The organism is Serratia sp. JSRIV001, from assembly GCF_019968745.1.
GTDB lineage: Bacteria > Pseudomonadota > Gammaproteobacteria > Enterobacterales > Enterobacteriaceae > Chania > Chania fonticola_B.
In genome coordinates this window covers 3387749-3414373 of sequence record NZ_CP074147.1, presented here as the reverse complement: position 1 = coordinate 3414373, position 26625 = coordinate 3387749, and the positions used below count along the sequence as shown (strand labels likewise).

The window sequence follows — 26625 nt, the reverse complement described above, 5'->3', positions numbered from 1 at the left end:
CACCATGACCTTTCTGTCTCAACGCTACCTGAAAACCGGTGGCGACCCGCGTGCGTTGGCTGATTATGCCGCACTTCGCGATGAACTGAGTAAACTCACCCACCCGGCGCGCCCGGATGTGGGCTGGCATTATGCCGAAAAACTGTGCCTGTCGCTGTTTGAACACAACGGCGTGGAGCTGCAGACGGCGGCCTGGTATACCCTGACCCGCACCCAGTTGGCCGGGGTTGCCGGGTTGAATGAAGGGCTGTCGATTATTGAGGCGCTGGTTAGCCACCAGTGGGGCGCATTGTGGCCACAACCGGTCCATGCCCGTGTAGAAATCCTCTCAGCACTCACTCAGCGTTTACATGGGGTATTGCGTACCCTGAACTGGCAATACAGTGACCTGTCTGCGTTGTATCAGTCGGAACAACGACTAAAACACTTTAGCGAGGTTTTACAGCGCCTCGAACTGCGCCACATGAGCCAACTGGATACCCTGGTGCAACTGTTGCACATCGCCGCAGTAAGGCTGGAGAATGCTCAAGGCAATGAGCAGCAATTCGCGCCAAACATCACCGGCGGGATGTTGCCGCCCCCGCAGTCGACACCAGCACCTCAGCCTTCATCAAACGTGCAACAGCCCTGGGTGTATATCGCCCAACCGGAAATGTCGCCTAAAGTTAGGGTAGTGACTACAGCGCAGAAAAAACGGCGGGAGTGGAAAGGCTTTTTTGCTGGCGTCGGCGTCAGCATGTTGTGTGCGGTATGCGTTGGCTGGATGGTTTACAGCCATTACGTCACTGATGTGCAAGCACAGGTGAAAAGCTCGCTCGCGTCGTTACCGCAAGCGTTGCCTGAGGCGGTGCAGTCTCAACTGCGCTGGGGCGAGTCAGACGCATTGAATGCTGCCGCCCCGGCATTGCTGGCGTTGACAGACAAACAGCTCTCACAGTTGGCGATGTTATCCCCCCACTGGGTGCAAGACTACGGGATGGCATTGATAAAACAGACCCACACTCTGTGGCCGGAGAGCCCGACAGCCGCCGCGCTGCAGCAGCGTTGGCAGCAGACCCTCAACGCCAATGCCTTGCCGGTTGAACAGCTGGAGGACAGCTATCAGGCACTGGCCCGGTTGCAGGCGCTGGTGACCCAACTCAACGGTCTCGATGAAAAACGGGGAAAGTACCTGACCGTCTCTGAACTGAAATCTGCACTTTATGCCATACAGCAGCCTTTACTGCGCACACCGCCGTTGGAGAGCTTGTTACGAGAACTGGCTCAGAAACCCCAGCGGAACGTTTCGGCTTCCTTGAAAACGCAAATCGACAGCCGATTGACGCAGTTGCTTAATCGTTATGCGCTGATAAACCCAGCGCAAACGGTGTCATCTTCACCAGCCCAATGACATTAACGGTAGGCAGAGAATGATGTTTGATAAAACGAGTCAACTCCGTTCAGGCCAATACTGGTCACCGGATGATATTACATTTATTAAGCGACACTATGCTAAAAAAACCATGGTGGATATCGCAGTTAAATTGGGGCGGACACAAGGTGCGGTGAGAGCCCAGGCGAGGAGGCTAGGCCTTAAGCCGCCAATCTCCGCGAAGGTCTTGCGGGAACCCCCCTCCGATATCAAGCCAGGCAACCACCGTTCACGTTGGACCATAACAGAGCTGAACTATGTGGAAACCCACTACGGTAAAACACCCACACGCGAAATTGCGGCTAAACTCGGGCGTGGGTATTCTGCGGTCCATATGGCGGCTCAGAGTTTAGGGCTTTGCAAAAAACAGGCTCAAGAATGGAGTGAAGAAGATATAGCGGTATTACACACCCATTATGCCGAGGGGGCCGGTATCACTTACGTACAAACACTACTCCCTGGGAGGTCAAAACAGTCTATTTCCGTCAAGGCTCGAGAGTTAGGTATAAGGAGTGGCTATCATTGGGAACCGAGTGAAGAGCGCATTTTACGCGACTTTTACGCACAAATGGGGGCAAAAGTGGCAAGCAAACTGCCGCGCAGAAGTGCTGATGCAATCAAGTACAAAGCCAGACTGCTGGGATTGCGCTATAACAAGCTAAAAGATATACAGGTCTCTTTTAAGCCGTGGAGTGAGGCGGAGTGGCGCTTACTGGAGAGTACCCTTGACTTGTCTTGCAGCGAACTGATGCCCCTTTTCCCACTGCGTTCACAACGATCGCTGGAAAAAGCCAGGGAAAGACTCAGGAAACGGCTGAAGGCTAAAAAGTGAGCGGAGACCTGGGGACTGCCGCACGCAATAGCATGGCTGTTTTCCTTATCGGCTTCGGAGTTGCAGGGTGCAAATGGTCTGAAACTGGTATCCACCACCATTTATCCAATGGCTATTCACGTAACTGGTGTCAGTTTGGCAATGACGAATGGCTGTTTGGGTTCCGTAATTGGTAAAAGATCAGGAGCATGGTCGATCGCCCATGCAGGTATAACCCAAGTATTCTTTCATTGATTAGTAATATCATTATTCATCATTTCCATAGCAATACTCATTCTCTATTGTCTAAAGGCTCATCAAATGCTTGGAACATTATGCTTATAAGAGTACCGTGCAGTTGGAGCGGGTTTTTTCGCTGAATGGTGAGTAGCTGATAAAAATGGATACTCCTTTGTGAGCTCTGAAATTCAATGATGTTCAGCAGTAATTCTGGTATTATAAAAAACGAATACACCTAAGTGGTTATTGACTGCCCGTAGATTGAAAAGGATGTTATATTGATGGTGATTCTATTTTTTATTCAATTGACGGATGCGTTAGGATATGTAGTGTTCGGTAAGGTGACTTAGCTATCCCGGTAGTATGTCGTTAATGCAAAGTTGGCTTTCATTCTTATCAAGTCAATGTTTCCGGTAATGCCACTAGTTAGAGTAATCAAGGGTTATATTTAATGGTAATCATTAGTAATAAAATGCCTTATTCTAAAAAATACACGCCATTGTTATATCTGGTGATGGTGCTAGCATTTTTTTTGCACATTGATAACTTTTTTTTAAAAACCAAGGGTTCTTTGGGTTTTATTGGTTTATATTTTTTATTCTTATCATTATGCCCTTATTTAATAATTATTTTTTACTTTAAAGTGTCCAAGGATTTTTACCCTTCAATTATAGGTTGTACTATTGCACTTATACTGGATAGTGTGACGCATTATTATGTTTTTATATCACCACAAAACTCAACGGCAGCCACGGGCCTTTTGTTTACGCCAGTAATGAACATTTTCCTTGTTGTTGCAATAATTGTCTTCGCTTCTTTATTTAAAAAGACAATCAAATTATTAAGTGGATTGCTTAGGAGGTAAAATAACAGAAGGAAGTTACCTAAATAGGCGCAACCAATGTCGCTATATGTCTAAAATGACGCTCTTTTTCAGTAATTTCCACATTGGGGCTCTACGCCGGAGTGCGACATGAAATTGCGTATTTACTTGTCTCATCTGTTGAGGTTGGCAGAAAGGAGGCCTGTTTTACCGTCAATAGCAGCCTGCGTGATCGCTCAGACCCGAATACGCATGGCCGCTACAGCGGATTGACGGTGGTACATCAGTAGGGGAGAGGAAATTCTTCCGCGTTAAGAATATTATTTAACTGATGGTGCCAAGTGATTATTTTATTTTGCGTAACGTAAAATTCGACGGTTCCTGCGCGGAATCGCCCTCTTGATAGTTATTACTTTGCTCCATATATCCGAATAGAGGCTTTCCCTCTTAAATATATAAAGAATTACTGTTAAGGGTCTTAAGCCTGGTCCGAAACTAATTATTGAATAAATAGGGAGACCAGAATGATGTCGACGTGATAATAAAAATACTCCGGGAAGTCACCCGGCGTTAAAATCGAGTAAATACACAGGGGAAGGGAAATAAAAAGTCAGGGGGGGTAGATAATTTTTCAAGACTAGCTTCATTGAACATAATTCTCATCCAGGCACACACCGAATTACCTGAATAAGACAAGTATGTGAGGAGAAACATGCTTAATAAAATCCACACGCTCAGTCGCACTGTGCACTGGACACCGGATGAAATTAACTTTCTTAAACAATATCAGAGTACTATGCATTTTGCAGAATTGGCTGTCTTACTGGGACGCACTCCAGGCGCGGTAAGGAGCAAGTTACATAGGTTGGGTCTGAAACAGCATAAACTTACAACGAGAGCGGAGAAGAAAATGGCACAACCCTCCTTGCCTAAAAATCATCGCTCACTCTGGACACTAAAAGAACTGAATTTCGTAGAGGAACATTATGGAAAGACATCGACACGGGAGATAGCGGGCACGCTTGGCAGGAGGCTCAGTGCTGTATACATGGTTGCGCATGCATTAGGGATTTGCAAAGCACCATCAGAACGGTGGACTGAGCAGGAAGTGGAGGTGCTGCGTAAGCATTACGCTGATGAAAGAGGTATGAGTTACGTGCAAACGTTACTTCCTAGTAGAGCCCAAAACTCCATCATAGCAAAGGCAAAACATATAGGAATAACCAGAGGGCGCAGCTGGCTCCCTGATGAAGAGCACATTTTGCGTGAATTTTACCCGGCAATAGGTACTGAAGTCGCAGAGAAACTTCAGCACAGAAGTCATGATGCAATCAAACTCAAGGCAAGTAAATTGGGATTGATATACCACAAAAAAAAGGCCACTTCAGGTACCCTATAAACGCTGGACTGATGCAGAGTGGCGTTTATTGGAAATGAACCTGGCTTTGCCCAATCACGACCCGATACGATTGTTCCCTTACCGTAAAAAGGCGGTGCTTGACAAAGCTAAGAGAGACTAAACGTAGGAGAAATTTGAAGATGTCATGATCGCTAGGCTCCGTCCTATCTGGCGATGAATGAGCTTGGAATCATATTTAAGCCTAAGTATTTAAATAAGTTTTTGCATAGAGATTGGAAGAGTTGGCATAGATATCTTCCTGGAGCGACTCCGCGAAAGTCAGACAGTAGAAGTCTCCTAATTTAAGGGATAGGCTTCGATATATGTCTAACACTAACGCTGATTTTGATATGGCCGGAATACTGTTGGGGCAATAAGCCTGTCGGCATAAAACACCTCAGGAAAAGATCGCTATTATTAAGCAGTCGATGGAACCGGGAGTGTTAGTATCCCATGTGCCCCGCTTGCATGCCATTCAGCCCAGTCTGCTGTTCAAGTGGAAACCGGCACTTACTGCAAAGGACTGACTTGGGTTTTCATCAAAAAAGGGCTCGATGTTATTAAAATCAATCGGACTGACTGTAGCTTATCTGGGATGAATTAAGGTGCTATCAGGCTATATACCGTTTTTATTATGCTGTTTGGCGCCGAAATGCCTTTAAATGAAGGCATTATCCCATTGACATAAAAAAGTATTGTTTTCTCTCCATCTAGCTTACACCCAGAGCTTGCTAAATCTCGAAGAGATGATGGCGTAATACAGTATTGCTGTTAGGTACCCAAAAATTTAGCGTGGAGTATCGGCATACAGATATTATGGCATAGAAAATGCCAAGGTGTCTGTATGGAATAGGGTAGTTGAAATGTCAACTGCTAAATATGGGGGTTAGTAAACGGATTATTTACTATAACAAAGAAATCGTTGACAGATATTGGGTTACTACATGAGGTATTTAAAGAGTAACTTGAATATACCATCTAAGAGAGATTGACACTTTGTTAATTATTTTCTCTGTTGGTTGCAAAAATGGCCGGGTAACTTTTGTTAACTCGCCAAGGTAATATAAATATTGTAATGCTCATTAGGTTTGATTTGTGTTTTACTAAAAAATTTCATCATATCAATAGCTTGAAGGGGTTGTATGAAATACAATGAAAATGAGTTGGCTAGTATTCAAGGAGGTTTTATACCACTTCTTGTTTCATGTGATAAGCATATATGTCAGGAGTGGCATAATGGTGTGAATTATTTAAACCTACTATCAATTCCGCTTAGTATACCTCAAATAGAGGGTTTAATTTATGAATTCGGAGGCAAGATTAAACTTACCCCTCCTGTAAATATAATGAAATGGTTTGCGATACTCTCTAACGGTTTTTTTCCAGTATATACAAATATTAGACCTTTAAACCAAATGGCTCAGTCTGATAAGGTGGATATGCTCCATGATATTTATGGGCACGTTCCATACTTAATTAATCCAAAATTTAACACGGTTTGCAAGTTTTTCGGGGACTCATGGGTTTCATGTGATAAAAAACACCACGAATCACTGATTAAATTGTGGTTTTATATTATCGAATTTAGCGTTATATATCAGAAGGAAAACCTCCTTGCATTTGGTGGAGGACTTATTACATCCAATTATTTTTTAAATAAATTTATAAATGGAGATATTGAAGTTCAGGAAAGTGATATATGTGAAATTCTTAATTCCAATATATCGATAACCGGCTCACCAGAGAGACTGTTTTCATTCGGATCAGTAGATGATATTTTTACTTTACTAACTTCAGGGGTTGAGCATGTTATCAAAAGCTAATGCGGAAATTTTATTTGACTTTCAATGTAAACTAAGGGGGATGTACAAAGATCTGCCTTCTTTTGAGCAGGGGTGGAAAGAAGATACAAGTAAAATCATGGAGGAGCTTTTGCTAAAGTTAGTAAATAATGATCCATTTTACCATCCTCACTATCTTGGTCATATGTCAGGCTATATCTGTGATATATCCGTTATGAGCTATTTTTTAACAATGCAAATAAATCCGAACAACCATAGCTATGATGGAGGAAGAGCAACAACAGAAATGGAAGTAGAGTGCATGAATTCAATGGCCAATATGATAGGATGGGAATCGTATCACGGCCATTTAACTTCCGGAGGTACATCAGGTAATTTAGAGGCTCTATGGTTCCATAAGGAAAATGGTGCAAAAACTATTATTTTTAGCAGTAATGCTCATTATACTCATAAAAGAATGGCAAGGCTGTTGGGGATGGATTATATCGAACTGGCATCTGATCATTGCGGTCGGATGGACATAAGGCACCTAACTAAAGTATTAACAACATTACCAACTCCATCACCTGTAATAGTCTGTACACTAGGTACAACATTAATGGGGGCGTTAGACCCTTTACATGATATTCTTGAGTTAAGAAAGAACCATTCATTTATTATACATGTTGATGCTGCATATGGTGGGTATTTTTACTTGATTAGAAATAGTTTGTCCTATGTAAATAAAATCATATATGATTCATTACCTAAAGCTGACTCTGTTGTCATAGATCCTCATAAGCATGGACTTCAAGGTTTTGGATGCGGGGCTGTACTATTTAATAAGGGCAGGCAAAGTGAAATTGAAAATGCTTACCGTCATGACTCACCATATACTTATTTTGATAGGAGAGGGAAAAATATAGGGGAAACCTCACTTGAGTGCTCTAGGCCTGGCGCAGCCGCAGCAGCTTTGTGGGCAACAATGAATTATTTACCTTTAATTGAAAATGGAGAATTTGCAGATGCTCTGATGAGTTGTCATATAACAGCAAAAAAAATCGCAAAGAGATTGGATGAGTCTGGCTTATTTAAATTACTCACTCCAGATCCTGACTTGGATATTGTTGTTTTTTATATAGACTGTATTAATATTACAGCTTCAACTGAGAAATTATATGACAGGCTGCGCCTTATAGGCTTTTATGTCGCATTAGCTCAATGTGATATAGTTTCTCATGCAGGTACGTTAAGTAGTGAGAAATGTATTAGAATGACATTAATGAAAAAGGAACATAGTGATGTATGTGATTTATTAATTGAAAATATAATCTCAATTGGTGAGGAGATCATTAGGGGAATTTAAGGGAGGTAATTAATGCTGTTATGGGAAGTTACTACATACCTTATATTTTAATTGGGAATTCACTCAATCTAGAAGGTTCACACGATGGGTTATTCTCAATTAAATCAATATAGATAAAACTCGGTTGTACATTGTGGTGGATTTTAAACTTAATTCTTTAGGATGCTGAATTAATCACTGGTAAACAATACGCCGTTTTTGCCGATAATGTAATTAAAATATCACACAAGTCTGTCTGTATAATATATCACTTACTCTGATTATATAATTAAGGATGTTGCGATTATTGAAAGTATGTGAGTTGGTTTTAATGACTCAATTAAGATGATAGCAACAAACTATAGCGTTATGGTCAAATCAACGGCGACTCTTAACATTGGTGGGTGAATAATGGTTTATATATTCGGTGGCGGTATCTCTGGCTTGTGCTTGAGTATTCTTCTTTCGAGGAATGGTGTGGATAATCATATTTATGACTCCAATGATACATATAATTCCAGGGGGTTGGGGTATACGATTTTACCAAATGGAATCTCTGCATTTGAGAGATTAGGGCTTTCTGAAAAAATAATTTCACAATCAATTAAGTTAAATAATGCATTGATAAAATCATCCAGTGAGATTAGTTTGTCATACAAACTTCCTGATTACTGCTATGGAATAACAAGGGAGTGTTTAATGAATATTCTATATGAGGAGGTGTCACCGGGTTCAGTTTCATTTTCAAAAGAGTTTGTTGGTTTTGAAAAATTCGAAAATGGATGTTATGTTAATCTTTTTGACGGAAAATATAAAAGCATCAGCAAAATGAGAGTGGATTTATTGCGTGATGTGTGTGTAGGTGCTGATGGGATAAACTCAAAAGTAAGAGGTTGTATTTTTCCTGATGTAAGTTTAAATGATAGTACAGTGAGAGAAATGTCACTAATCGCTCATCATGAAAACTTAAATGCTCTTGTAGGTAGTGACTTTATCGAAATGCATCACCCTTTAGGCGGGTTGACTTTTGGTATCGCCCCCTTGAGCAAAAACATTGCAGTTATGTATATAATTTATAGCAAAAAAAATCGAAAAAAAATAGAATGTATGAAAGGTAAATCATATTTAAAAAGCATAATAAGAGAAATAACTAATGATAAGCTATTTTGCCATGTTTTAGATTTGTGTGATTTAAATAACTCCTATCGCTGGCTATATCGAGATGCTGAGTTATTGCCTGATTTTCATAAAGGAAGAGTTGTCTTAATTGGTGATGCCGCGCACCCGATGTTACCATTTTCAACACAGGGGGTTAGTTCAGCAGTAGAAGACGCGGTGACTTTATCTGACTGTATTGTCACACATGGGAACTTAGAGGGTAATATAGATGAAATATTGAACTCATATAATAAAGCAAGGAATGCCAGTATGCAAAGTAAAATAGATGGTTCAAGGTGGTTAATGAAGCAGTTTATGATGGAAAAAAATGATTTCTCGCTGGTGAGACCATCCATTATTTTATAGGGGCATAAAAATCTTCTCTTTAGCGCATCGCTTAACATTTTATTTTTATGATTTCATCTAATGCTTTTGTTGATTAAGCATATACATTATCCCAATAATATTACTGCATAATATGTTCGCAGGTCTCTGGCTTAGGTCTTGAGCCTGCTAAATATCGAAGAGTGAGGGTGAACGCATCCCAACGATTTGAGAGCGGCCAAGGATTCTATCGGTGAGGTGTGGATAACTGTGCAGGACGTGATGCTCGGAGCGGTGGAAAGCGCTTCGGTGAAACGCCCCCGGACAAGTCGGAGCAGTGGCTGACGGACAACGGTTCGGCGTATACAGCGCATGATACGCGCAAGTTCGCCAGAGAGCTGAATCTGGAAGCCTGCACAACGGCAGTGAGCAGCCCACAGAGTAACGGAATGGCAGAGCGGTTCGTAAAAACGATGAAGGAAGACTACATCGCGTTCATGCCAAAACCCAATGTGAGAACGGCACTGCAGAATCTTGCTGCGGCGTTCAACCATTACAATGAAAACCATCCGCATAGCGCGCTGGGATACCACTCCCGGAAGGAATACCGGCGCCTGCGGGCATCGTTAACTTAAGATACAAAAGCTGTCTGAAGATGGCGGGTCAAGATCAGGTTGGCTAAGGTGGAATGGTAATATGCAAAGTTATTTAGGCTAAATTGGAGTGATATCGATAATTTTTCGTGATTTTTATGGGTGAAATTTGATGAAGTTCAATATTAAAAATTCTTATGTTTTTGACCTAAATAAGTTCAGCAGCAAGGCTGTTTTGACTTTATATCCTTATACCTATGCTGAGAAAAAGGATACACCTTTGCTTAATAATCCAAATCAAGGAATGTGTGCAGGTCTTTCGTTGTGCCTGATTAGAGTACTTTGCGAAGAAATGTCTTCTGCTAAGGGGTTAATTACGCCTGGTGATGCCCATCGTATAGCAAGTTGCTTTATTGAGGTTATTAAAAAGGCGGAAGGATACTGCAGAGATAATAAAAGTAAAAATCACGTTGAGCCTTTAAAAAAAGCCTTGTCTAGTAGAGGTATTGCCAGTGGCTTCTATGAGGGGTTTTCTTCTACAATAAAAGAAGACTCTTTTGTTAAAAAAATGACGAGTAAATTTAACGTTCCTAACAGTGATGAACACATCAAAAAAAATGCAATCTTAGTCGTTGAAAAAAAAAGAGAAAATTTCTGAGTTAGAGCATTCTTTAAGCGTTGTATTAAATGAGATTAAATTACATCAAATGGAACAAGACTCATATTTTGATGGTCTTTCTTCCGTAAATGAGTTTATTGATCCTGATGGGAGTGATAGTATTGACTTTGGATTGGGGTTGTTATCGATATACTGCAGCGAGACTCATGGTGTGAGTTATGGCTCTGTCGCTAAAGAACACAAAAATGAATTTTTAAGTGTTGAAAAGAAATATAATGCTGATCATATGGGGTTGGCAATGTGGAATGCTAATTCGGCATTTGTATTTGATCCGGCCCGAGGGTTGATTTTGGTTGAGTTTGAGCGTCTGAAAAGTAATTCAGAATTGTATGTGCTGATTGATACTGTTCTTGATGAGTGGAATGGCATCATTAAGCTATCTTTTCAACAAGTATTATGTAAGATTGCTGGTGTGAAGAAAAACATAAATTTTGATTATTTTGAAAAAAAATTAAATAATTTGAGCATGGTGAAGAAAGAGAGTAGATCTCTGTATCTGAGACCTTTATTTGAGATTTCTTCATATCCATCTTCTATCTCGTCATTGAGGAAGTAGCTGAGTAACAGCTGAATTATCTTCTCATATGAGCTAGATGTGGTAAGGCTTCCAGAGGGGGCCTATTTTTGAGGTTCTGTCGAAAATACGAAAGAGATATTATACTGCAGCCCATCAGTCCCCGCCGAGGTTGAAACAGCATAATAAAATGAGTTTTGCCAACAGAACTGAGTACCCAAAAACCTTGGAAAAACTTAAAGGACTTATCGAGCAGGGGGAGCTTAAAGTCGACTCGATCATTGCAGGGCATGATACTCCGATACATGACGTAGGCCTGATCGATCACTACCTTACACTGCTTGAGAAGGCGCCTAAGTAAACGAAGAGGTTCACGCATAGGAAATGGTTCTGTTGCATTAAGGTGTTCTCAGGTAATATGCTGTTTTGATGAGCGCGGTATTGTCGTTGACCATTCAACGCTGCATCGTTGGGTTATCCGTCTGGTTCCCGCTGGATAAGGCTTTTCACCGACACAAGCGCACAGTCGGTCGACGGTGGCGAATGGATGGAACCTACATCAAGGTCAAAGGTCAGTCGAAATATCTGTACCGCGCGGTGGATACTTCAGGCCAAACCATCGACTTCCTGCTGACCGCCAAACGGGTTGCTGCAGCGGTATTACGCTTCTGTCGCAAGGCCATTCGACACCACGGCGAACCTGAAATAGTGGTCATTGATAAAATTGGTGCCAACACGGCAGCGCTGACTACACTCAACGCCGACAAACCAGAAGAAGAAATCATGACTGTCAGACAGAACAAGTATCTGAATAATATGGTTGAACAAGATCACCGCAACATCAAAAGCCGCATACGCCCGATGCTGGGATTCAAATCGTTTCGGCGAGCGCAGACGATCCTGTCCGGAATCGAGCTGCTCCACATGATACGTAAAGGACAATATCAACATCCGCAAAGTGAAGGGTTGTCACCTGCGGAACAATTTTATTTATTGGTTGCCTGAAAATTAGGCAACGCAACTGTTGCTAACTTGCCTACGCTAGTGCGACACAACCAGTCTGAGACAATGGCAGTCGGCCCTGATAGTTGCCAGGGCCATCAAATTCAACATAAACAATAAACTATCTCCTTAGCGTGGTTTTTTACATCATTGGCCCTCCCCCCTATTACTGCATGGAGTCAAACCAGCTTTTCCAAAGTGGGACGGCAGTGGCGAAGGTACCTCTATGTGTCGTTTCTCCTGTAGATATGGCTTCAACCAGCGTATTACCTGTCCCCATTGACTGCGCATAAGTCATTGCCATTTTACCTACCCCAATGGTAATCGCTTCATCGCTCTCTCCGTAGTAGTTATGTACTGGGGATGCGATGACCCATCGGTAAGCCTGGGCAGAACTAATAAGCCGGCCATAGGCTGAGTTCGCAAAAAATTGCGGGTTAAAATATTCAGGACGAATAAGCTTGTGGAGATCTGAGGTGATGTCTTCAGGATTGAAAGGTTGACGATCATACGCTTTCTTAGCCACGTCATAATATTCATCCGTGAGCACAGAATGTGCCAGACCAGGGATCCCGTAGTAGTTCTCATAGGCAAAGGCTGAAAGTATCATGATACTGTTCAACCAGTTGGCATCAAATTTACGCGGAAATGAAAGGAATCCATTCATCAGGGCAAAAACGTCAAGTGGTGCGCTTGCGGTTGCCGTTGCCTGAACCTTCATCCCGATGCCTTCGAGCTTTTCAAGCAACGCCATCGTGACAAAACCGCCTTGTGACCAACCTGCTAAGTAAAGGCGAGTATTTGACAGTCCCATTTGAGCAAGAACCTGCTGTGATGCATTAATCATGTCATGGGGTGCTTGCTGATGACTGCCTTTTACCATGTAGCCTTCAGGTTCGGTTGAAACGCCAAGGCCAAAATAGTCTGCACCAACCATGACGTAACCCTGTGCGGCGAACTGCGCGATCATTAATTGTGTTTCGGGTGATTCATCAGGAAAAGAGGGCACCTGCTGCTTACCATAGACGGTACCATGTTGGTAAGAAATCATGGGGAAAGCATGCTCTGCGGTGTCAGGAATGGCGAGCAAGCCCGATGCCATCGTGGGTTTGTTGGCGTGTTCAGGGATCACGGAAGGGTAAGTGACACGATAAAGGTTAACGGCATTTTTAGCCTGCGTGTATTTTACATCAACGCCCGAAAATTTGGGTGTATCAACATTAAGTATGTTATTCAAATGCGCCACATCCCAGTGACCAATGAACTCATAGGTTACCCTGCCTGAAACCTGAATCGGTGTGTGAGGTGTTTCTTGCGCAAATGTTGATGCAGTACCAAATGAGAACAGAACAAATAAACAAAAACCAATCTTTCTTAACATTTCCATCTCCTCATATTTATATAAAAACACTATATATTTAATTAAAAACAAGTGAAGCGATATAGCACTCTGATACCGAATGGACTTGCCAAAGAAGCGCAATGCAGCGTTGGTGCATGGATGGCTAAACCAATACACTGGGGTCATTCCCAAACATCACCCCAGTAATGATGCCACATAAATACAACGACAAGAAACGTCACCACATCTTCAAAGCAAAATACACGGTTCTGTCGAATTAAGGCGTTGTCAGGTAACATGCTGTTTTTTGTTATGTTGCCTATTTATGTCTCTGATCTGAAACGCCTTCTGTCGCTTGCATTACCCTACCGATGTTATCGTTCAGTGCGTTCGCTGGTATCTGGCTTATGCCCTCAGCCTGCGCAATCTCGAAGAAATGATGGCTGAACGCGTATTGCTGTTGACCATTCCACGCTTCATCGGTAAGCGTACAGCGAAGGCCGTATTGACTGAGGTCGCGTAAGTTATTCTGTTGGCAATCTTATACGCCACGGCAGCAGCTCACAGACCCGGTTTAGCGGTCAGTCGGCGATCACATTCAGCACATGACGGAGATAATGCTCGGGATCGACGCCATTCAGGCGACATGTCCCCAGCAAGCTGTACAGCAACGCCCCTCGCTCACCTCCGTGATCCGAGCCGAAGAACAGGAAGTTCTTGCGCACCAGACTCACCATCCGCAAGGCATTCTCTGCGATGTTGTTATCCACCTCGGCCCAACCGTCCTCGGCATAATACGTCAGCGCTGCCCATTGGTTCAGCGCATAGGCGAACGCCTTCGCCAGTTCTGAGTGCCTTGAGAGCGTTTTCACCCTTTCCCGCAACCAGCTTTCCAACCCGTTTAGCAACGGGGTTGCCCTTCGTTGTCGTTCCAACAGACGCAGCTCTGCTGACCACCCGCGCACCTTTGCCTCGAGGGCGTACAGTTCGTCGGCATGCAGCTTGCCGTTTGTCAGCACATACTGCCGCAGAGCCTCCTCCAGCGGGGACAGCAGCCGGCAAAACGCATCTACCCACCCGACCACACCGAACGACTCAGTTCCACACCCTGTCGGGTAACCGTCGATTGTTGAACCAGTCCACCCATGCCCGTGTCGCAAGTTCCACTTCTGCGTGTGTTTTCCAGCCCTTACGGTGTATTACCTCCGCTTTGTAAAGACCATTGATACTCTCGGCCAGGGCATTATTGTAAGAGTCGCCTGTGCTGCCTGTCGACGCTAGCACCTCCGCCTTCTGCAACCGTTCGGTATACGCCAGAGACACGTATTGGGAGCCTTTGTCCGAGTGATGGATTGTACCTGAGGGGCGAGGTGCCCACAGAGCCTGTTCCAGTGCATCTAGTACGAACCTTGCTTCCATCGACGATGAGACCCGCCAGCCAACGATCGCGCCTACGAACACATCGATAATGCGACACAACCTAAAATCATCAATCACGGTCAGGAACGGGTTATCAGGAAATGCGACAGAACCGAAATGGTTTTAACTTCCTATACGTCAAGGCTATTAATGCTTCTCAATACAATAATCAATCTAGAGTGATTAATAACTTGCTTTTTAGTATTTCCGATGCTAATGTAATTTAATATCTAACGAAGTAAAAAACTTAAGGTTAGATGAAAGATGAAGCTATTATTACGGAATTTATATATGTTAGAATTTGAATTTTAATTGCCACATATAATAAACACACTTTTCCCACTAAAAAACCATGGAGCTCTTAATGAAAAAAGCTATTATAAGCGCATTTTTCTTTTTGATCATATCAAGCAGCAGTGCATATGCTAAAAAACCTGGAGGATGGACCTCTGGTAATGCAGGACATCAACTCGGTTGTCTAATAATTAGTATTCTAGGTATGTCTGGGTGTGAGAAACCGAGAATAGCTCTGCCAGATGCTAAATAGGGGCTGTCAAAAATATTCGACAAAGCATAGAGTGGCCTAACTCGGGACGTAAAAATTTTGTTACCTGACGACTCATTAATGCGACATAAACCGTAATTTTTAGCTCAGATAAATATGGAGATTTTAATAATGACAACCACATTTACAAGATTTACTGGTGACAATGCTGCGATGCTGTTGATTGATCATCAGATTGGGACTATGGGATGGGTAAAATCTATCCATTTTAATGTGATGAAGCAAAATGCACTGCTGCTTGCAAATGCAGCTAGCATACTAAAAATGCCTACTGTACTAACATCTAGTATGGAAGATAATGTACAAGGGCCTTTATTATCTGAACTTGCTAATATTCTTCCTGACAGCTTTAAAGCTCGAATTAAACGCCTTGGCGTTGTCAATGCGATGGATGATGTTAATTTTGCAACCGCTGTCGAAACCACTGGTCGAAAAAGACTGATTATTGCGGGTGTAACTAACGATGTCTGTACGGTTTACCCTGCCTTGAGTCTAGTTAATGCAGGATTTGAAGTTCAAGTCGTCGCAGATGCAGGTGGTTCACCAAGCGCTATTGCAGATGATATAGCACTTCGTCGCATGGAACGTGCAGGGGTTACACTCACCACCACAAACCAGTTATTAGCTGAATTGGCAGGAGATTGGTCCACCCCAGAAGGTACCCAATTGGTTGAATTGCTGGTAGGCACATTACAATCCCCTGCTAAGTGATATAAAGGATAGTTATATGCAACTTTATTACACATCAGGTGCTTGTTCTCTTGCTCCACATATCATGTTTGAATGGCTAAAAACGCCATATACACTTATACTCGCAGACAAAAATGACCTGAAATTTAAAAAGTCCAGTCCTATGTTGGCAGTTCCAGCACTGGTTGTTAAGGATATGGGTACGCTTACACAATGTGGGGCTATTTTACGTTATCAAACGACCCTTCCTGGGGGCGATACTTTTGGGGCAAACCCCCAAGATCTCCGTGAGTGCTACGAGTTTGATCACTGGGAATGTTTTTTGACCGGTGATGTGCATCCAGCTTTCTTTCCATTTTTCAGTCCGCAGCGTTATACCACTGATGATCGAGAACAGGTTATAGCTTCTGTTCGAGCAGCAGCTATTCCACTGGTAGAAAAAGTTTTCAATGTGCTGGATCGGCATCTTTCGGATCATGATTATATAGTCGCTAATCGAATAAGTATTATAGATGCCTATGCCACTCCAATGTTTCGGTGGGCAAAAATAAGCTTACCCGATACATTTTCAAAATACCCACATGTGGCACGACATTATAATATGATGTGTAAAAACAAAGGGGTTCAATCGGCTATGATGCAACAAAATATCTTACAATAATATTTAAAATCATAGTTTTTATTAAAATTAACCGCCCCATTTTGGGGCGGTTTTTAATTGGGCAATGTGAGGGCTACAATATGGGGTTATCGGGTGGCGCAGGGGAACCTCCCCCCTACGTTCCCACAGAACTGTAGGTGACACGGCTCTGTCCCCTTAATGCGACAGAGCCGGATTATCTCCTTGTTACTGGTTTTTCATCTGGTTGCGAAGTTTATAATATATTGAAATGCTAAGGCTTACGTGGTCGCAGGCGATCCTGAGTCTGGCACCTCTGGTCCTGAGCGCGCCAATTTCCTGAATTAGAGAAGTATACCTATAGACACACGTCAGCGCCGACGACCCAACCAGATCACTTCAGGTTCCAGTGCTGGCGCCGCCAGGTCGAGTTTGCTCAATTGCCTGTCGATTTTATTGCGATTGAACCGAACAGCATCCAGGTCGTCAACAAAGGCCCGGATATCACCGACCGTTGCTGTATCATCCGCATTAACGATGGCCTCCAGAAACGCCAGCGTCTTATCAGTTGCATTCTCGGGGGGTGCTCAGGGCATGCCATGACCGCTGATACAAAATGGTGTTTTCAGCGTTGAGTCTTCATGAATGGCCTCAACACGAACGTCATGAAGCCAGTGATCAAAGAATTAGGAATGGCTGATTAAAGACCGTTGAAGTTTATAAGGTTCATAGGCGCGAAACTCATCGTGGCGCGGGCATAAAGCCCATTCAGACGCCGGATAGATTCATGCAAGCTAACAAAATCTTCAGTATTGGTATTACAAAAACGGGAGTGACCATAGATTCCTAACTATCAAGTCTTCCATTTCACGAGACAAGACAAAAAATAAGCGGCTACAAGGATCAGCAGCGCCAGCATCACGGCCAGCACTGTTGACCTTCTTCAGAAAAACCACGCTCACTAAGCAAGGCGTCCAAACTCCCCATGCCCCACACTCTCATCATGCTCCAAGCTATCGATGTAATCAGCGTACCATTGCATCATTTCCCGTCTGCTATCAAGATATTGGGCGTGATTGTAAGTACCCCGGATGCTGTTCTTGTCCACATGCGCTAACTGGAGCTCAATCCAGGCAGTGTTAAAGTCGTGGTCGTGGGCAACAGTACTGAACACATGCCGAAACCCGTGTGCTGTCGTGTAGTCGTGCCAGCCCCGTTGTTGCAAGAAGTCATTGATGCACTTGCGATCGCGTGGGCGGTCAGGCCGACTTACGGAAGGGAACAGGTAGGATGAACCGCGAGCGGCGGTAAGCGTTTTGATTTGCGTCAGTATCGCCAGTGCCTGTCGGGAGAGAGGAACAACATGGGGTCTTCGCATCTTCATTCTCTCTTTGGGGATCTCCCATACGGCTCGGTCGAGGTCAATTTCATGCCACTCCCCCAAGCGTAGCTCACTGGAGCGTAGGGCAGTGAGTATCAGCAAGCGCGTTGCCAAGGCCATCAGGCTTTCTGCCTGGGACAAGTCATGCATGAAGGCGGCAAGCTGAGTGTCCGTCAGTGCGCGGTTATTCTGGCGTTCGGGCGGCAGTAACACCGTGTTAAGGGTGGTCACTGGATTGCCGATAGCGCGCCCGGTCGCAATGGCATAATCAAATATCTGGGCACAGACCTGACGTGTTTTACGCAGAGCTTCAAGCTTGCCCTGCGCTTCGATGGTTCGCAGACAATCAAGTACTTCAAGTGGTCTAATGTCTGCAACAGGACGGTTGCCGATAGCAGGGTAAAGGTTATTCTCAATACGGGCCACCTGATCAGCGAGATAGCGTGGCGTCCACAGACGCGCCTTGTGGGTGAACCATTCCTGCGCAATCACTTTAAAGGTACAGGTTGTTGTGTCATGGTGCGCGCGTTTGCTGGCCTGTTTTTCGTGAGAGGGGTCTTTACCTGCGGCCAGTGTCCGACGAGCATCTTCACGACAGGAACGAGCCTGTGCTAATGTGACATCAGGGTAGACACCGATGGAAAGCTTTTTCTCCTTGCCAGCAAAACGGTATTTTAAACACCAGTACCTGGCACCGGATTTTTTGACCAAAAGGTAGAGTCCCTGAGCGTCAGTGAGCTTGTAATCTTTGTCGGCGGGTTTGGCGGTTTCGATTTGTCGTGCGGTTAATGGCATGGGTAGGGTCTCCTGATTTTAGCCCCCAAAATGGCCCCCAAAAGTTTATTGATTCCCGTTGACCTCCAGTCATGATAGTCGACTAAAAACAGGGAGACAAGCCAGTAAGTATAGGGTTTGATAGGGAGTAGAAAGAAGTCTGTTGAATCTGATTGACATCAACAGACCGGTTTCGGACCTCCCTGTGGGAGAGGGTTGGGGTGAGGGGGCCTCAGACGTTTTTACGCTCGATGGTTTCTTCACCCCAGTAAAGTTGGTCGGCTTCGGTTTTACTGAACGCCAGCGGTAACACTTCATCGCTGCCTTCCTCCCAAATTTTTTGCGCCAAAACCTCGTCATTACCGGCCAACTCAAAGATCGCTTCGGCAATTTCTACCGAGGTTTCACGCACTGTCGCCCAAGATTTCACATTATGATTTGCCATGACTGCTCTCCTGTTGAGTGTGAGGCACAGCCTAGTATAGGCCACAATTCTGCCGCTGGTTTTTGCAAGGCATGCGTATTATTGCCGAAAATTCAGGGCGGAACGCCTGCGGCAAAATGCAAAACGGCGTGGTATTCTTTGCCGCGTATAAATCAACAGAGGAAAAATTATGTCTAGCGCACTGAGCAACGATCAAGAACTGGTTTCCGATCTGGTTGCCTGCCAACTGGTTATCAAGCAGATCCTGGATGTGATCGACGTGATCGCGCCGACCGAAGTACGGGACAAAATGGCCAGCCAGCTCAAGAGTATCGATTTTAGCAGCCACCCGGCCGGCGCCGATCCGATCACCAAGCGGGCGATTGAAAAAGCGATTGCGCTGATTGAGATGAAATTTAACCGCGAGTAACCGGGTTATTTTTTGTTCCAGATGGCTGAGAAATCTAAACGGCCGGTTAAACTTCGTTTAAGTTGCCTATGCTAGCATCGATGATTAGGTTAACAACATAATCATAAGGCTGCTAAGGTTTGGGGCGTAAAAAACTGCTGGTGATAGCGGCAACGCTGTTTGCCTGCTTGCTTTTCTATCTGCTGGCTCTGGATAGCTATTGCGATCAAGGTGAGAAGTTTGCACTGGGCATTTGCTCAATCACGCGTATCGTTCCCTGGTAACATGGCGAAATAACAATTTTTCGCAAACTTGCCCCTGGCCTTGGTGAGAATGTTACTATGTCGGCTTGGTTGAGGCAGTAGAGTAGATAGGGTTGTTCATGTTTGATTTAGCTTCTGGCCCGTCCGGCCTGATTTCCATCGCCGTTGTGGTGTTGGCTGCATCGTTTGGCTTGTGGGTCTGGTTCATCGTGAATCGCGCCAGCGTACGCGCCAACGAACAGATCCAGCTGTTGCAGGAAATCGCCGAGCAGCAGCGCCAGCAAACGGCACTGTTAAAAACGTTGGGGCAAACCGCCCGCGGGGACAAGGCATCGGTTGACGATTATGATGATGACCTTAGCCCGGCACTGAGTTATAAAGGGTTTATCCCAGAGCGTTAATCGCGTCCCTCATTTGGTGAGAAGGTTAAGGACACGTCGGTTATCTCAGTTTCAGTTTTAACCGGATCGCCTTCTCACCATTCCGTTTCAGTAAAACACCATCCCCTGATAGGGTTTCTCCCGGCAGGCTGCCAACCGGCTTGCCAGATCGCCACAGTGAATTTCCAGCGCGTGCCGATCGGGATCGAGAAAATAGCAAGATTCGCCCTCACTGTGATTACTCTTCCACTCCTGTACGCCTGCTTTGCGCAAACGCTCCACAATGATGGTAAAGTTCTCCGGTGCCACGCTAAACGCGTAATGTGTATAGTCGCCCAACATCTGATTTTTTCGGGCATCATCCAATGACAGGCATAACCACAGTTCACCCAATACAAGATAGGCACCTTGATGCCAGCGGGCTTTAGGGATAAACCCCAGCACCTCAACATAAAAGCGAAAACTGCGTTCTACCTCACTTACCGCGAGCGTCAGGTGGTTAAGACCCAGCAACATAATCAATTTATCCGTTAGTAAAAATAATGTTTACGGCACGCGAGCTGTCATAAATCTGTCGTATTGGCATCGTAATGTAGCGCCAACTCTACGAAAGATGGATATCAGCAATGATTAGATGGTACGAAGAAAGCGACGCCGAAGTAAACCGCAGCATTGCGTTAATCACCGGGGAAAATCCGGACAAATGGTACCCTTACGGCGGCGTGAAAGGGAAAGATTACTGCAAGAACCCCTCCGATGCCTGGCCGATTATCTGCGCCAACAAAATAAGCCTTAATGCCCCCGAACAAAGTGACCAGCCACAGTGGCAAGCCAGTATGATCACCCAGCAAGGGGAGTGGCAAGCTGGCAGTCACAGCCCGTTGCGTGCCGCAATGATCTGTTTTTTATTGAGTCAGCAAGCGCAATAAATCAAATGTTAGTCGATAATGTAGATGACCCGTAATGATGAGACACCGCCTTATTCTGACAATGGACCTGTCGCTGACGGAGACTGTTTTATGAAGCGCATTATCAAAGGTGATACCACTCTCTCTCATTTAGTGATTGCCCATGCGGCGATCGATTGTCATGCCAAAAGCTATGGGCTGCACCGACAGGGCTGGCCCTCAACCTACCTGATAAAGTATCAAAACGATCGCGTGGCGGTGGAGGTCATCACCCGCCGTCAATCCTATGTGGCGACGCTGATGATCGGCGCACGTAACCTCAGCAAACTGTGCGGTATGCCAAGCTAGCTGGCGTAGCAAACCTCCTGCAACCCTCTGGCCCGGTTAACGATCGCCGGGCGCTAATCCTTGATGCCTGAAAGGTTAAGTGTTAAAACGCCCGCAGGTTTATTTATTGGTTGGCGATATCTTGCGCAATGCTGCCTGGATACTCAGCCGGACGAGGATAAGATGGGCGGTCAGCTTCAGGATACCCCGCTAAAACGCGGTTTAAAAAACAGACACATACAACTTATTGCCCTGGGCGGTGCCATCGGTACCGGCCTGTTCCTGGGTATTGCACAAACCATTCAGATGGCCGGGCCTTCCGTGCTGCTAGGCTATGCCATAGGTGGTTTTATTGCTTTTTTGATTATGCGCCAGCTGGGGGAAATGGTAGTGGAAGAGCCGGTGGCCGGTTCCTTTAGCCATTTTGCCTATAAATATTGGGGGGACTTTGCCGGTTTCTTATCCGGTTGGAACTACTGGGCGATGTTTATCCTGGTCGGTATGGCGGAACTGACCGCCGTAGGGATTTATATTCAATACTGGTGGCCGGAAATCCCAACCTGGGCATCGGCGGCCGTTTTCTTCGTCGTGATTAACCTGGTCAATCTGGTGAACGTACGCCTGTATGGGGAAACCGAGTTCTGGTTTGCTATCATCAAGGTGGCGGCGATCCTGGGGATGATCGTATTTGGTGCCTACCTGTTGGCCAGCGGTAACGGTGGCCCGGAAGCCAGCATTAGCAACCTGTGGGATCAGGGCGGTTTTATGCCACACGGCATTAGCGGCCTGGTGATGGCGATGGCGGTGATCATGTTCTCGTTTGGTGGACTGGAAATGGTGGGTATTACCGCAGCAGAAGCCGCCGATCCACGCCGTAGCATTCCTAAAGCCACCAATCAGGTGGTGTATCGTATCCTGATTTTCTATATCGGCTCGTTGACGGTGTTATTGTCACTTTATCCGTGGGGCAAGGTTGTGGAAGGGGGCAGTCCGTTTGTGATGATCTTCCATGCGCTCAACAGCAACCTGGTGGCGACCATGCTCAACGTAGTGGTACTCACGGCAGCGCTGTCGGTCTACAACAGCGGCGTGTATTGCAATAGCCGGATGCTGTTTGGCCTGGCGACACAAGGCAATGCGCCAAAGGCGCTGACCAAGGTTAACAAACGTGGCGTACCGGTGCTGTCTATCGCGTTATCGGCGTTGGCCACCTCGGTAGGCGTATTGATTAACTACGTCATGCCCGGCGAGGCGTTTGGCTTACTGATGGCGCTGGTAGTCTCGACGTTGGTGATTAACTGGGTGATGATTTGCCTGGCGCACCTGAAATTCCGCGCAGCCAAAGATCGCCAAGGGGTGATCACCAGCTTTAGGTCGCTATGGTATCCGTTTGGCAACTATCTGTGCCTGGTGTTCCTGTCGTTGATCCTGGTGATCATGTACTTCAGCCCAGGGATCCGCATCTCCGTACTGTTGATGCCGGTTTGGGTACTGTTGTTGTGGGTTGGATTTTTGCTGACCCGGCGTAAAAAGGCAGGTGGTAACAAGAGGTAGTATTCACGTTGGAGGCGCCTCAGCGCCTCCGAACGGTTAACGGGCGACGGCATTGCCCTGAGGGTGGCGCCCCAGCCGCAGCAGCTTTCTGCACAGCAGGAACAGGGTGCTGATAATATCAATCACCACCACGCTAAGCATCAGCAGGCCCAGCATAAAAAAGCCTGCCAGGGTGCTTGCCAGTAACAGCAGCGGTGACGGTACGCGTAGCCGGCGCAGCTTCATTGCCAGATACATTTTCCAGTATTGCCCTTGCGTCGCCAGCGCTCGGCGATAGCGGCCCATACGAACGCGTGACTTGCCTGATGCAGTCCGGCTCATAACTCCTCCTTTTTCAGAATGTCCTAGTAAGTAAATCACAAGGTTCTTAAGAAAGGCTTAACAGGTTCTTGGCGACCTTGGCCTTCTTACTCTGGCTATGACAACAACATCCACAAAAAGGTCAGTTGTTTGTCATTGCGATACTATAAGCTATTGGGTAGGCAATCTTGTAACGATTGCGGCACCACTATGGTACTACAGGGAGAGAATCGGTTGAAAATAACCAACAAATATTACGACGCCAGCAAAGCGCATCATACGCCACAGGGATTCTGCAACCCGGAGCCGTCGTTACACCAGCCCGGGGATCTGAAGCGCTGGCAAGACGAACGCAAGAAGCTCGGGCTGCCCAAACCTCCTCAGGCAGGCTACGAGCAGTTTATCGCCAACTGGTGGCAAGCCGCCGATCTGAGCGGCGATCAGGACCGTGTATGGTGGTTGGGCCATGCTTCTCTGCTATTGCGCCTGGGGGGCCGCCACGTGCTGATCGATCCCGTACTGTCGCCAAGGGCATCACCTGTGAGCTTCTACGGCCCACATCGCAAGACGCCGCCCCCGCTAACGGTAAAACAGCTGCCAGCGGTAGATGTGGTGCTGATTTCCCACAATCACTACGACCATCTGGATCGTCAAACCATCAGGGAACTGACCAAACGCTTTCGCAATGCCACCTTTGTCGTCCCGCTGGGCCTCAAACGCTGGTTCAGCCATTACCCGGCCAAACGGGTGGTCGAACTGGATTGGTGGGAGAGCCTGACGCTGGATGAGATGACGTTCTACGCCACGCCAGCACGCCACTGGAGCATGCGTACACCGTGGGATCGCAATCGTTCTCTATGGTGTGGCTGGGTGATCCATCACCCGGCGCTGCGTTTTTATTTCTCTGGTGACAGCGGTTACAGCGAACGGTTGGTTGATATCGGCACCCGCCTTGGGCCGTTCGATATCGCGGCGTTGCCCATTGGTGCTTACGCCCCAAGATGGTTCATGCAAGAGCAGCATATGGACCCACAGCAGTCGGTGAGGCTGTATCAGCAATTGAATGAACCCAGAGTGATCCCTATCCATTGGGGCGTGTTTGAATTGGCCGACGAGTCGTTGGATGAACCACCTGTGCAACTCAGCCTGGCACTACGCGAAGCCGGGGTCGAGCAGCACAGTTTTTATCCGCTGAAGATTGGTGAACATCTGGAGGTTAGCCCTAACTCCTAATGAGTATCATGGGGTTGCGGCGTACCCCGCATCGGGTGGCGCTGGGCGTGGTGCGGCTTTGCGGGGTTTACGGCGGGTAATGGATAAAACCGTCACGCCAAGAGTAGTGAAAAAAATGCCTTGGCGATTTCGTTAATCTTCGGCGGAAATAGCTGCTGAGTGGCTAGGTGGTATTTTTAATATTTTTTTTATCCTTACTAACTTAGCTACGGATATAAACCCGCAGGGTGGGGTGGCTATTTCGTCCAGTTGCACATTCTTGGTGCAAAATTTGGCTCGCTGCATGATTATGCACTGGCCTGTGTGAGCGTTTTGGCCCGAGTGAACGGTTCTGTTGCGGTGGCCAAAGCATAACTATCCTGCTATGACAGGCTTTGCTCCCCAAAGGTCGGATCAGTGGGCCGTTTGGTCCCCGGCCTTCGATATTCAATAGTTGCATATAAAATTCCATAAAGATTCAAATTTTTTTACGTTCTTTGGCCTGTCTGCGGCTTATATGTGGTCTAAATCGCTCGCTGTCGAGTTGAAAGAATTGTTAAAACTGAGGCGCCACGCGGAGTACAGCGCGGCGTCTTTACAAAGCAGAAAATAGCCAAGGCTTCAACCTCTTTTGCCCTATTTAAGCTATTCTTGCGGCTGACCGTTTCAAATATGTGCGACACGTCCATGAGTGATTAAAAATGGCTTGCCATCGATTCCAGAGTATGTGATAACGCACTTGGGTAAAACGAGGTACAGTTCTGTATATGTGTGGCATTTTCAGTAAAGAAGTTCTGAGTAAAGACGTTAGCGTTGAATACCGCTTCTCTGCCGATCCTTATCTTAGTGCCTCAAGCAGTAACGACTCTAGTTTGTCTATGTAACGCCTACGGGCGGTTTAAACAATCCAAAGGAAATACTCAAGATGGCAAAGATCAAAGGTCAAGTTAAGTGGTTCAACGAGTCTAAAGGTTTCGGTTTCATCACCCCAGCTGACGGCAGCAAAGACGTGTTCGTACACTTCTCTGCAATCCAGGGTAACGGTTTCAAAACCCTGGCTGAAGGCCAGAACGTTGAGTTCGAAATCCAAGATGGCCAGAAAGGCCCATCTGCAGTAAACGTTACTGCAATCTAATCAGCTTCAGCTGAACAAAAAACCCGCCTTAGTGCGGGTTTTTTCGTATCTGGCGTCGATGAATATCACCTGGTGATGATGATGCCGGAATACTGGTTGCGGCCTTTAATCCCCGGATGGTTGGGATCTTGTGCGCGGCGATGGCTGTTGCGGCGATAGCTGGTGTATTTAAAGCGCTGGGGCTGCCGTGGGTCGCTGTTGAGCGTGCAGATGGTGCAAGAGCCTGCGTGATCGACTGCGGCGAAGCCCAAGGCTTTGAGCTTGTTTACGGCGATGGCGGCCAGATCCAGATGGCGTTGGGTCGGGCTGATCAGCTCTGCTGGCAAGGGCAGCGCCTGCTGAAACTGTTCGACCAACTCCTGGTTAACCTGATAGCAGCAAGCGCCCGCAGCGGGGCCGATGGAGGCCAACCAGTTGGCGGTATCGTCATCCTGGCCGATACGTTTGGCCATCTGCTCCAGAATGCCATCCAGCAGGCCGCGCCAGCCCGCATGTACCGCAGCAATGGCGCTACCGTCTTTACGGCTGAAAATCACCGGCAGGCAGTCTGCGGTTAATACGCTGATCAGGATCCCTGGCTCACGGGTAAAGAAGCCATCGGCCTCACCGCATTGCTGGCCCGCCTGATGGATATCGACTATGCGAGTACCGTGTACCTGTTTTTTCTCAGGCAGCGTATTGCGAAAGGGCTGTAACGGCGTTGGCAGCAGGGCACCTTTATTGCCAAAGCCATGAGCGATGCCAGGAACGCCGCTGAGCAGCGGGGAATAGTCGGTCATAGAACGTTTTTGCCTGTGGCTGAGAGGAGATATCCAGTGTAGCCAGCTTTTGGATTACTTGGCT

The 26625-nt window shown here is 46.1% G+C and carries 26 protein-coding genes and 6 pseudogenes; 24 read left to right on the top strand and 8 right to left on the bottom strand.

Translation table 11 applies throughout. From position 1 onward, the window contains the following. Positions 1 to 4 precede the first annotated feature (4 nt). From KGP17_RS15825 to KGP17_RS15775, 11 genes and pseudogenes are all read left to right on the top strand, one after another. Positions 5 to 1390: a VasL domain-containing protein gene (locus KGP17_RS15825; protein ID WP_223497925.1), complete on the top strand. Its 1386-nt coding sequence runs from the start codon at positions 5 to 7 to the stop codon at positions 1388 to 1390. A 19-nt stretch (positions 1391 to 1409) separates the two neighbouring features. Continuing rightward, on the top strand, positions 1410 to 2243 hold the full coding sequence (locus KGP17_RS15820) for an SANT/Myb domain-containing protein (RefSeq protein WP_223497924.1): 834 nt from the start codon (positions 1410 to 1412) through the stop codon (positions 2241 to 2243). Between the two features lie 1754 nt (positions 2244 to 3997). Further along, positions 3998 to 4684, top strand: coding sequence for a hypothetical protein (locus tag KGP17_RS15815; protein WP_223497923.1), 687 nt, complete (start codon positions 3998 to 4000; stop codon positions 4682 to 4684). 350 nt (positions 4685 to 5034) lie between these two features. After that, positions 5035 to 5187: pseudogene (locus KGP17_RS15810) on the top strand (transposase); the annotation flags it as partial. Between the two features lie 639 nt (positions 5188 to 5826). Further along, positions 5827 to 6507 (top strand): hypothetical protein, encoded by a 681-nt coding sequence (locus KGP17_RS15805; RefSeq protein WP_223497922.1) that lies wholly within the window; start codon positions 5827 to 5829, stop codon positions 6505 to 6507. Further along, positions 6491 to 7831, top strand: coding sequence for an aminotransferase class V-fold PLP-dependent enzyme (locus KGP17_RS15800; protein WP_223497921.1), 1341 nt, complete (start codon positions 6491 to 6493; stop codon positions 7829 to 7831). The genes KGP17_RS15805 and KGP17_RS15800 overlap by 17 nt, the downstream gene beginning before the upstream one ends. Before the next feature lie 390 nt (positions 7832 to 8221). Further along, positions 8222 to 9334 carry an NAD(P)/FAD-dependent oxidoreductase gene (locus KGP17_RS15795; RefSeq protein WP_223497920.1) on the top strand — a complete coding sequence of 371 codons (1113 nt, stop codon included), beginning with the start codon at positions 8222 to 8224 and terminating at the stop codon, positions 9332 to 9334. Between the two features lie 225 nt (positions 9335 to 9559). Then, positions 9560 to 9927: pseudogene (locus tag KGP17_RS15790) on the top strand (integrase core domain-containing protein); the annotation flags it as partial. A 130-nt stretch (positions 9928 to 10057) separates the two neighbouring features. Continuing rightward, complete coding sequence (locus KGP17_RS15785) at positions 10058 to 10543, top strand: hypothetical protein (RefSeq protein WP_223497919.1); 486 nt, start codon at positions 10058 to 10060, stop codon at positions 10541 to 10543. After that, complete coding sequence (locus tag KGP17_RS15780) at positions 10518 to 11120, top strand: hypothetical protein (protein ID WP_223497918.1); 603 nt, start codon at positions 10518 to 10520, stop codon at positions 11118 to 11120. The genes KGP17_RS15785 and KGP17_RS15780 overlap by 26 nt, the downstream gene beginning before the upstream one ends. A 389-nt stretch (positions 11121 to 11509) precedes the next feature. Beyond that, positions 11510 to 12083, top strand: a pseudogene (locus KGP17_RS15775) (IS6 family transposase); the annotation flags it as partial. Between the two features lie 163 nt (positions 12084 to 12246). On the opposite strand, the gene KGP17_RS15770 reads toward KGP17_RS15775, so the two are convergent. Beyond that, a complete protein-coding gene (locus tag KGP17_RS15770; protein WP_223497917.1) occupies positions 12247 to 13461 on the bottom strand; it encodes a S9 family peptidase in 1215 nt (404 codons plus the stop codon). Positions 13462 to 13777: 316 nt separating this feature from the next. Between KGP17_RS15770 and KGP17_RS15765 the strand changes: the two are divergent. Then, a pseudogene (locus tag KGP17_RS15765) lies at positions 13778 to 13905 on the top strand (IS6 family transposase); the annotation flags it as partial. A gap of 98 nt (positions 13906 to 14003) precedes the next feature. Here KGP17_RS15765 and KGP17_RS15760 read toward each other — a convergent pair. Continuing rightward, a pseudogene (locus tag KGP17_RS15760) lies at positions 14004 to 14554 on the bottom strand (transposase); the annotation flags it as partial. Then, positions 14518 to 14892: pseudogene (locus KGP17_RS15755) on the bottom strand (DDE-type integrase/transposase/recombinase); the annotation flags it as partial. The pseudogenes KGP17_RS15755 and KGP17_RS15760, both read right to left, overlap by 37 nt. Before the next feature lie 313 nt (positions 14893 to 15205). Between KGP17_RS15755 and KGP17_RS15750 the strand changes: the two are divergent. The 3 genes from KGP17_RS15750 (at position 15206) to KGP17_RS15740 (ending at position 16757) form a co-directional block, all read left to right on the top strand. Beyond that, positions 15206 to 15388, top strand: a complete 183-nt coding sequence (locus KGP17_RS15750) for a hypothetical protein (protein ID WP_223497916.1) — start codon at positions 15206 to 15208, stop codon at positions 15386 to 15388. 129 nt (positions 15389 to 15517) lie between these two features. Then, positions 15518 to 16117 (top strand): isochorismatase family protein, encoded by a 600-nt coding sequence (locus tag KGP17_RS15745; protein ID WP_223497915.1) that lies wholly within the window; start codon positions 15518 to 15520, stop codon positions 16115 to 16117. Between the two features lie 16 nt (positions 16118 to 16133). Further along, on the top strand, positions 16134 to 16757 hold the full coding sequence (locus KGP17_RS15740; protein ID WP_223497914.1) for a glutathione S-transferase family protein: 624 nt from the start codon (positions 16134 to 16136) through the stop codon (positions 16755 to 16757). Between the two features lie 919 nt (positions 16758 to 17676). Here the strand turns inward: KGP17_RS15740 and KGP17_RS15735 are convergent. Together KGP17_RS15735 and KGP17_RS15730 are read right to left on the bottom strand one after the other, a co-directional pair. Beyond that, complete coding sequence (locus KGP17_RS15735) at positions 17677 to 18891, bottom strand: integrase arm-type DNA-binding domain-containing protein (protein WP_223497913.1); 1215 nt, start codon at positions 18889 to 18891, stop codon at positions 17677 to 17679. Positions 18892 to 19102: 211 nt separating this feature from the next. Beyond that, positions 19103 to 19315, bottom strand: a complete 213-nt coding sequence (locus KGP17_RS15730; RefSeq protein WP_021181021.1) for a YccJ family protein — start codon at positions 19313 to 19315, stop codon at positions 19103 to 19105. Between the two features lie 169 nt (positions 19316 to 19484). Between KGP17_RS15730 and KGP17_RS15725 the strand changes: the two genes are divergently transcribed. The 3 genes from KGP17_RS15725 to KGP17_RS15715 all read left to right on the top strand — a co-directional run bounded on the left by KGP17_RS15725 (position 19485) and on the right by KGP17_RS15715 (position 20367). After that, complete coding sequence (locus KGP17_RS15725) at positions 19485 to 19724, top strand: DUF2766 family protein (protein WP_021181023.1); 240 nt, start codon at positions 19485 to 19487, stop codon at positions 19722 to 19724. A gap of 119 nt (positions 19725 to 19843) precedes the next feature. Further along, complete coding sequence (locus KGP17_RS15720; RefSeq protein ID WP_021181024.1) at positions 19844 to 19987, top strand: PhoP/PhoQ regulator MgrB; 144 nt, start codon at positions 19844 to 19846, stop codon at positions 19985 to 19987. 98 nt (positions 19988 to 20085) lie between these two features. After that, positions 20086 to 20367: a YebO family protein gene (locus tag KGP17_RS15715; protein ID WP_223497912.1), complete on the top strand. Its 282-nt coding sequence runs from the start codon at positions 20086 to 20088 to the stop codon at positions 20365 to 20367. Between the two features lie 87 nt (positions 20368 to 20454). On the opposite strand, the gene fos is transcribed toward KGP17_RS15715, so the two are convergent. After that, entirely contained in the window at positions 20455 to 20862 is a 408-nt protein-coding gene (gene fos / locus KGP17_RS15710; protein WP_209554856.1) for a fosfomycin resistance glutathione transferase, read from the bottom strand. A gap of 110 nt (positions 20863 to 20972) precedes the next feature. On the opposite strand from fos, the gene KGP17_RS15705 reads away from it, so the two are divergent. The 3 genes from KGP17_RS15705 (at position 20973) to KGP17_RS15695 (ending at position 23135) form a co-directional block, all read left to right on the top strand. Further along, complete coding sequence (locus tag KGP17_RS15705; protein ID WP_024486479.1) at positions 20973 to 21275, top strand: phage protein NinX family protein; 303 nt, start codon at positions 20973 to 20975, stop codon at positions 21273 to 21275. Positions 21276 to 21365: 90 nt separating this feature from the next. Continuing rightward, positions 21366 to 21602 carry a DUF4060 family protein gene (locus KGP17_RS15700; protein ID WP_021181027.1) on the top strand — a complete coding sequence of 79 codons (237 nt, stop codon included), beginning with the start codon at positions 21366 to 21368 and terminating at the stop codon, positions 21600 to 21602. Positions 21603 to 21764: 162 nt separating this feature from the next. After that, positions 21765 to 23135 (top strand): amino acid permease, encoded by a 1371-nt coding sequence (locus KGP17_RS15695; RefSeq protein ID WP_024486480.1) that lies wholly within the window; start codon positions 21765 to 21767, stop codon positions 23133 to 23135. A 36-nt stretch (positions 23136 to 23171) separates the two neighbouring features. Here KGP17_RS15695 and KGP17_RS15690 read toward each other — a convergent pair whose 3' ends face one another. Continuing rightward, positions 23172 to 23456, bottom strand: coding sequence for a hypothetical protein (locus tag KGP17_RS15690; RefSeq protein WP_179249034.1), 285 nt, complete (start codon positions 23454 to 23456; stop codon positions 23172 to 23174). Positions 23457 to 23669: 213 nt separating this feature from the next. On the opposite strand from KGP17_RS15690, the gene KGP17_RS15685 reads away from it, so the two are divergent. The 3 genes from KGP17_RS15685 to cspE all read left to right on the top strand — a co-directional run bounded on the left by KGP17_RS15685 (position 23670) and on the right by cspE (position 25782). After that, positions 23670 to 24668, top strand: a complete 999-nt coding sequence (locus KGP17_RS15685) for an MBL fold metallo-hydrolase (protein ID WP_021806779.1) — start codon at positions 23670 to 23672, stop codon at positions 24666 to 24668. A 746-nt stretch (positions 24669 to 25414) separates the two neighbouring features. After that, a complete protein-coding gene (locus tag KGP17_RS15680; RefSeq protein ID WP_002211058.1) occupies positions 25415 to 25531 on the top strand; it encodes a DUF2627 domain-containing protein in 117 nt (38 codons plus the stop codon). 41 nt (positions 25532 to 25572) lie between these two features. Then, complete coding sequence (gene cspE, locus KGP17_RS15675) at positions 25573 to 25782, top strand: transcription antiterminator/RNA stability regulator CspE (protein WP_002221949.1); 210 nt, start codon at positions 25573 to 25575, stop codon at positions 25780 to 25782. Positions 25783 to 25847: 65 nt separating this feature from the next. Here cspE and pgeF read toward each other — a convergent pair whose 3' ends face one another. Next, complete coding sequence (pgeF, locus tag KGP17_RS15670; RefSeq protein WP_179249033.1) at positions 25848 to 26561, bottom strand: peptidoglycan editing factor PgeF; 714 nt, start codon at positions 26559 to 26561, stop codon at positions 25848 to 25850. Positions 26562 to 26625: the final 64 nt, after the last annotated feature.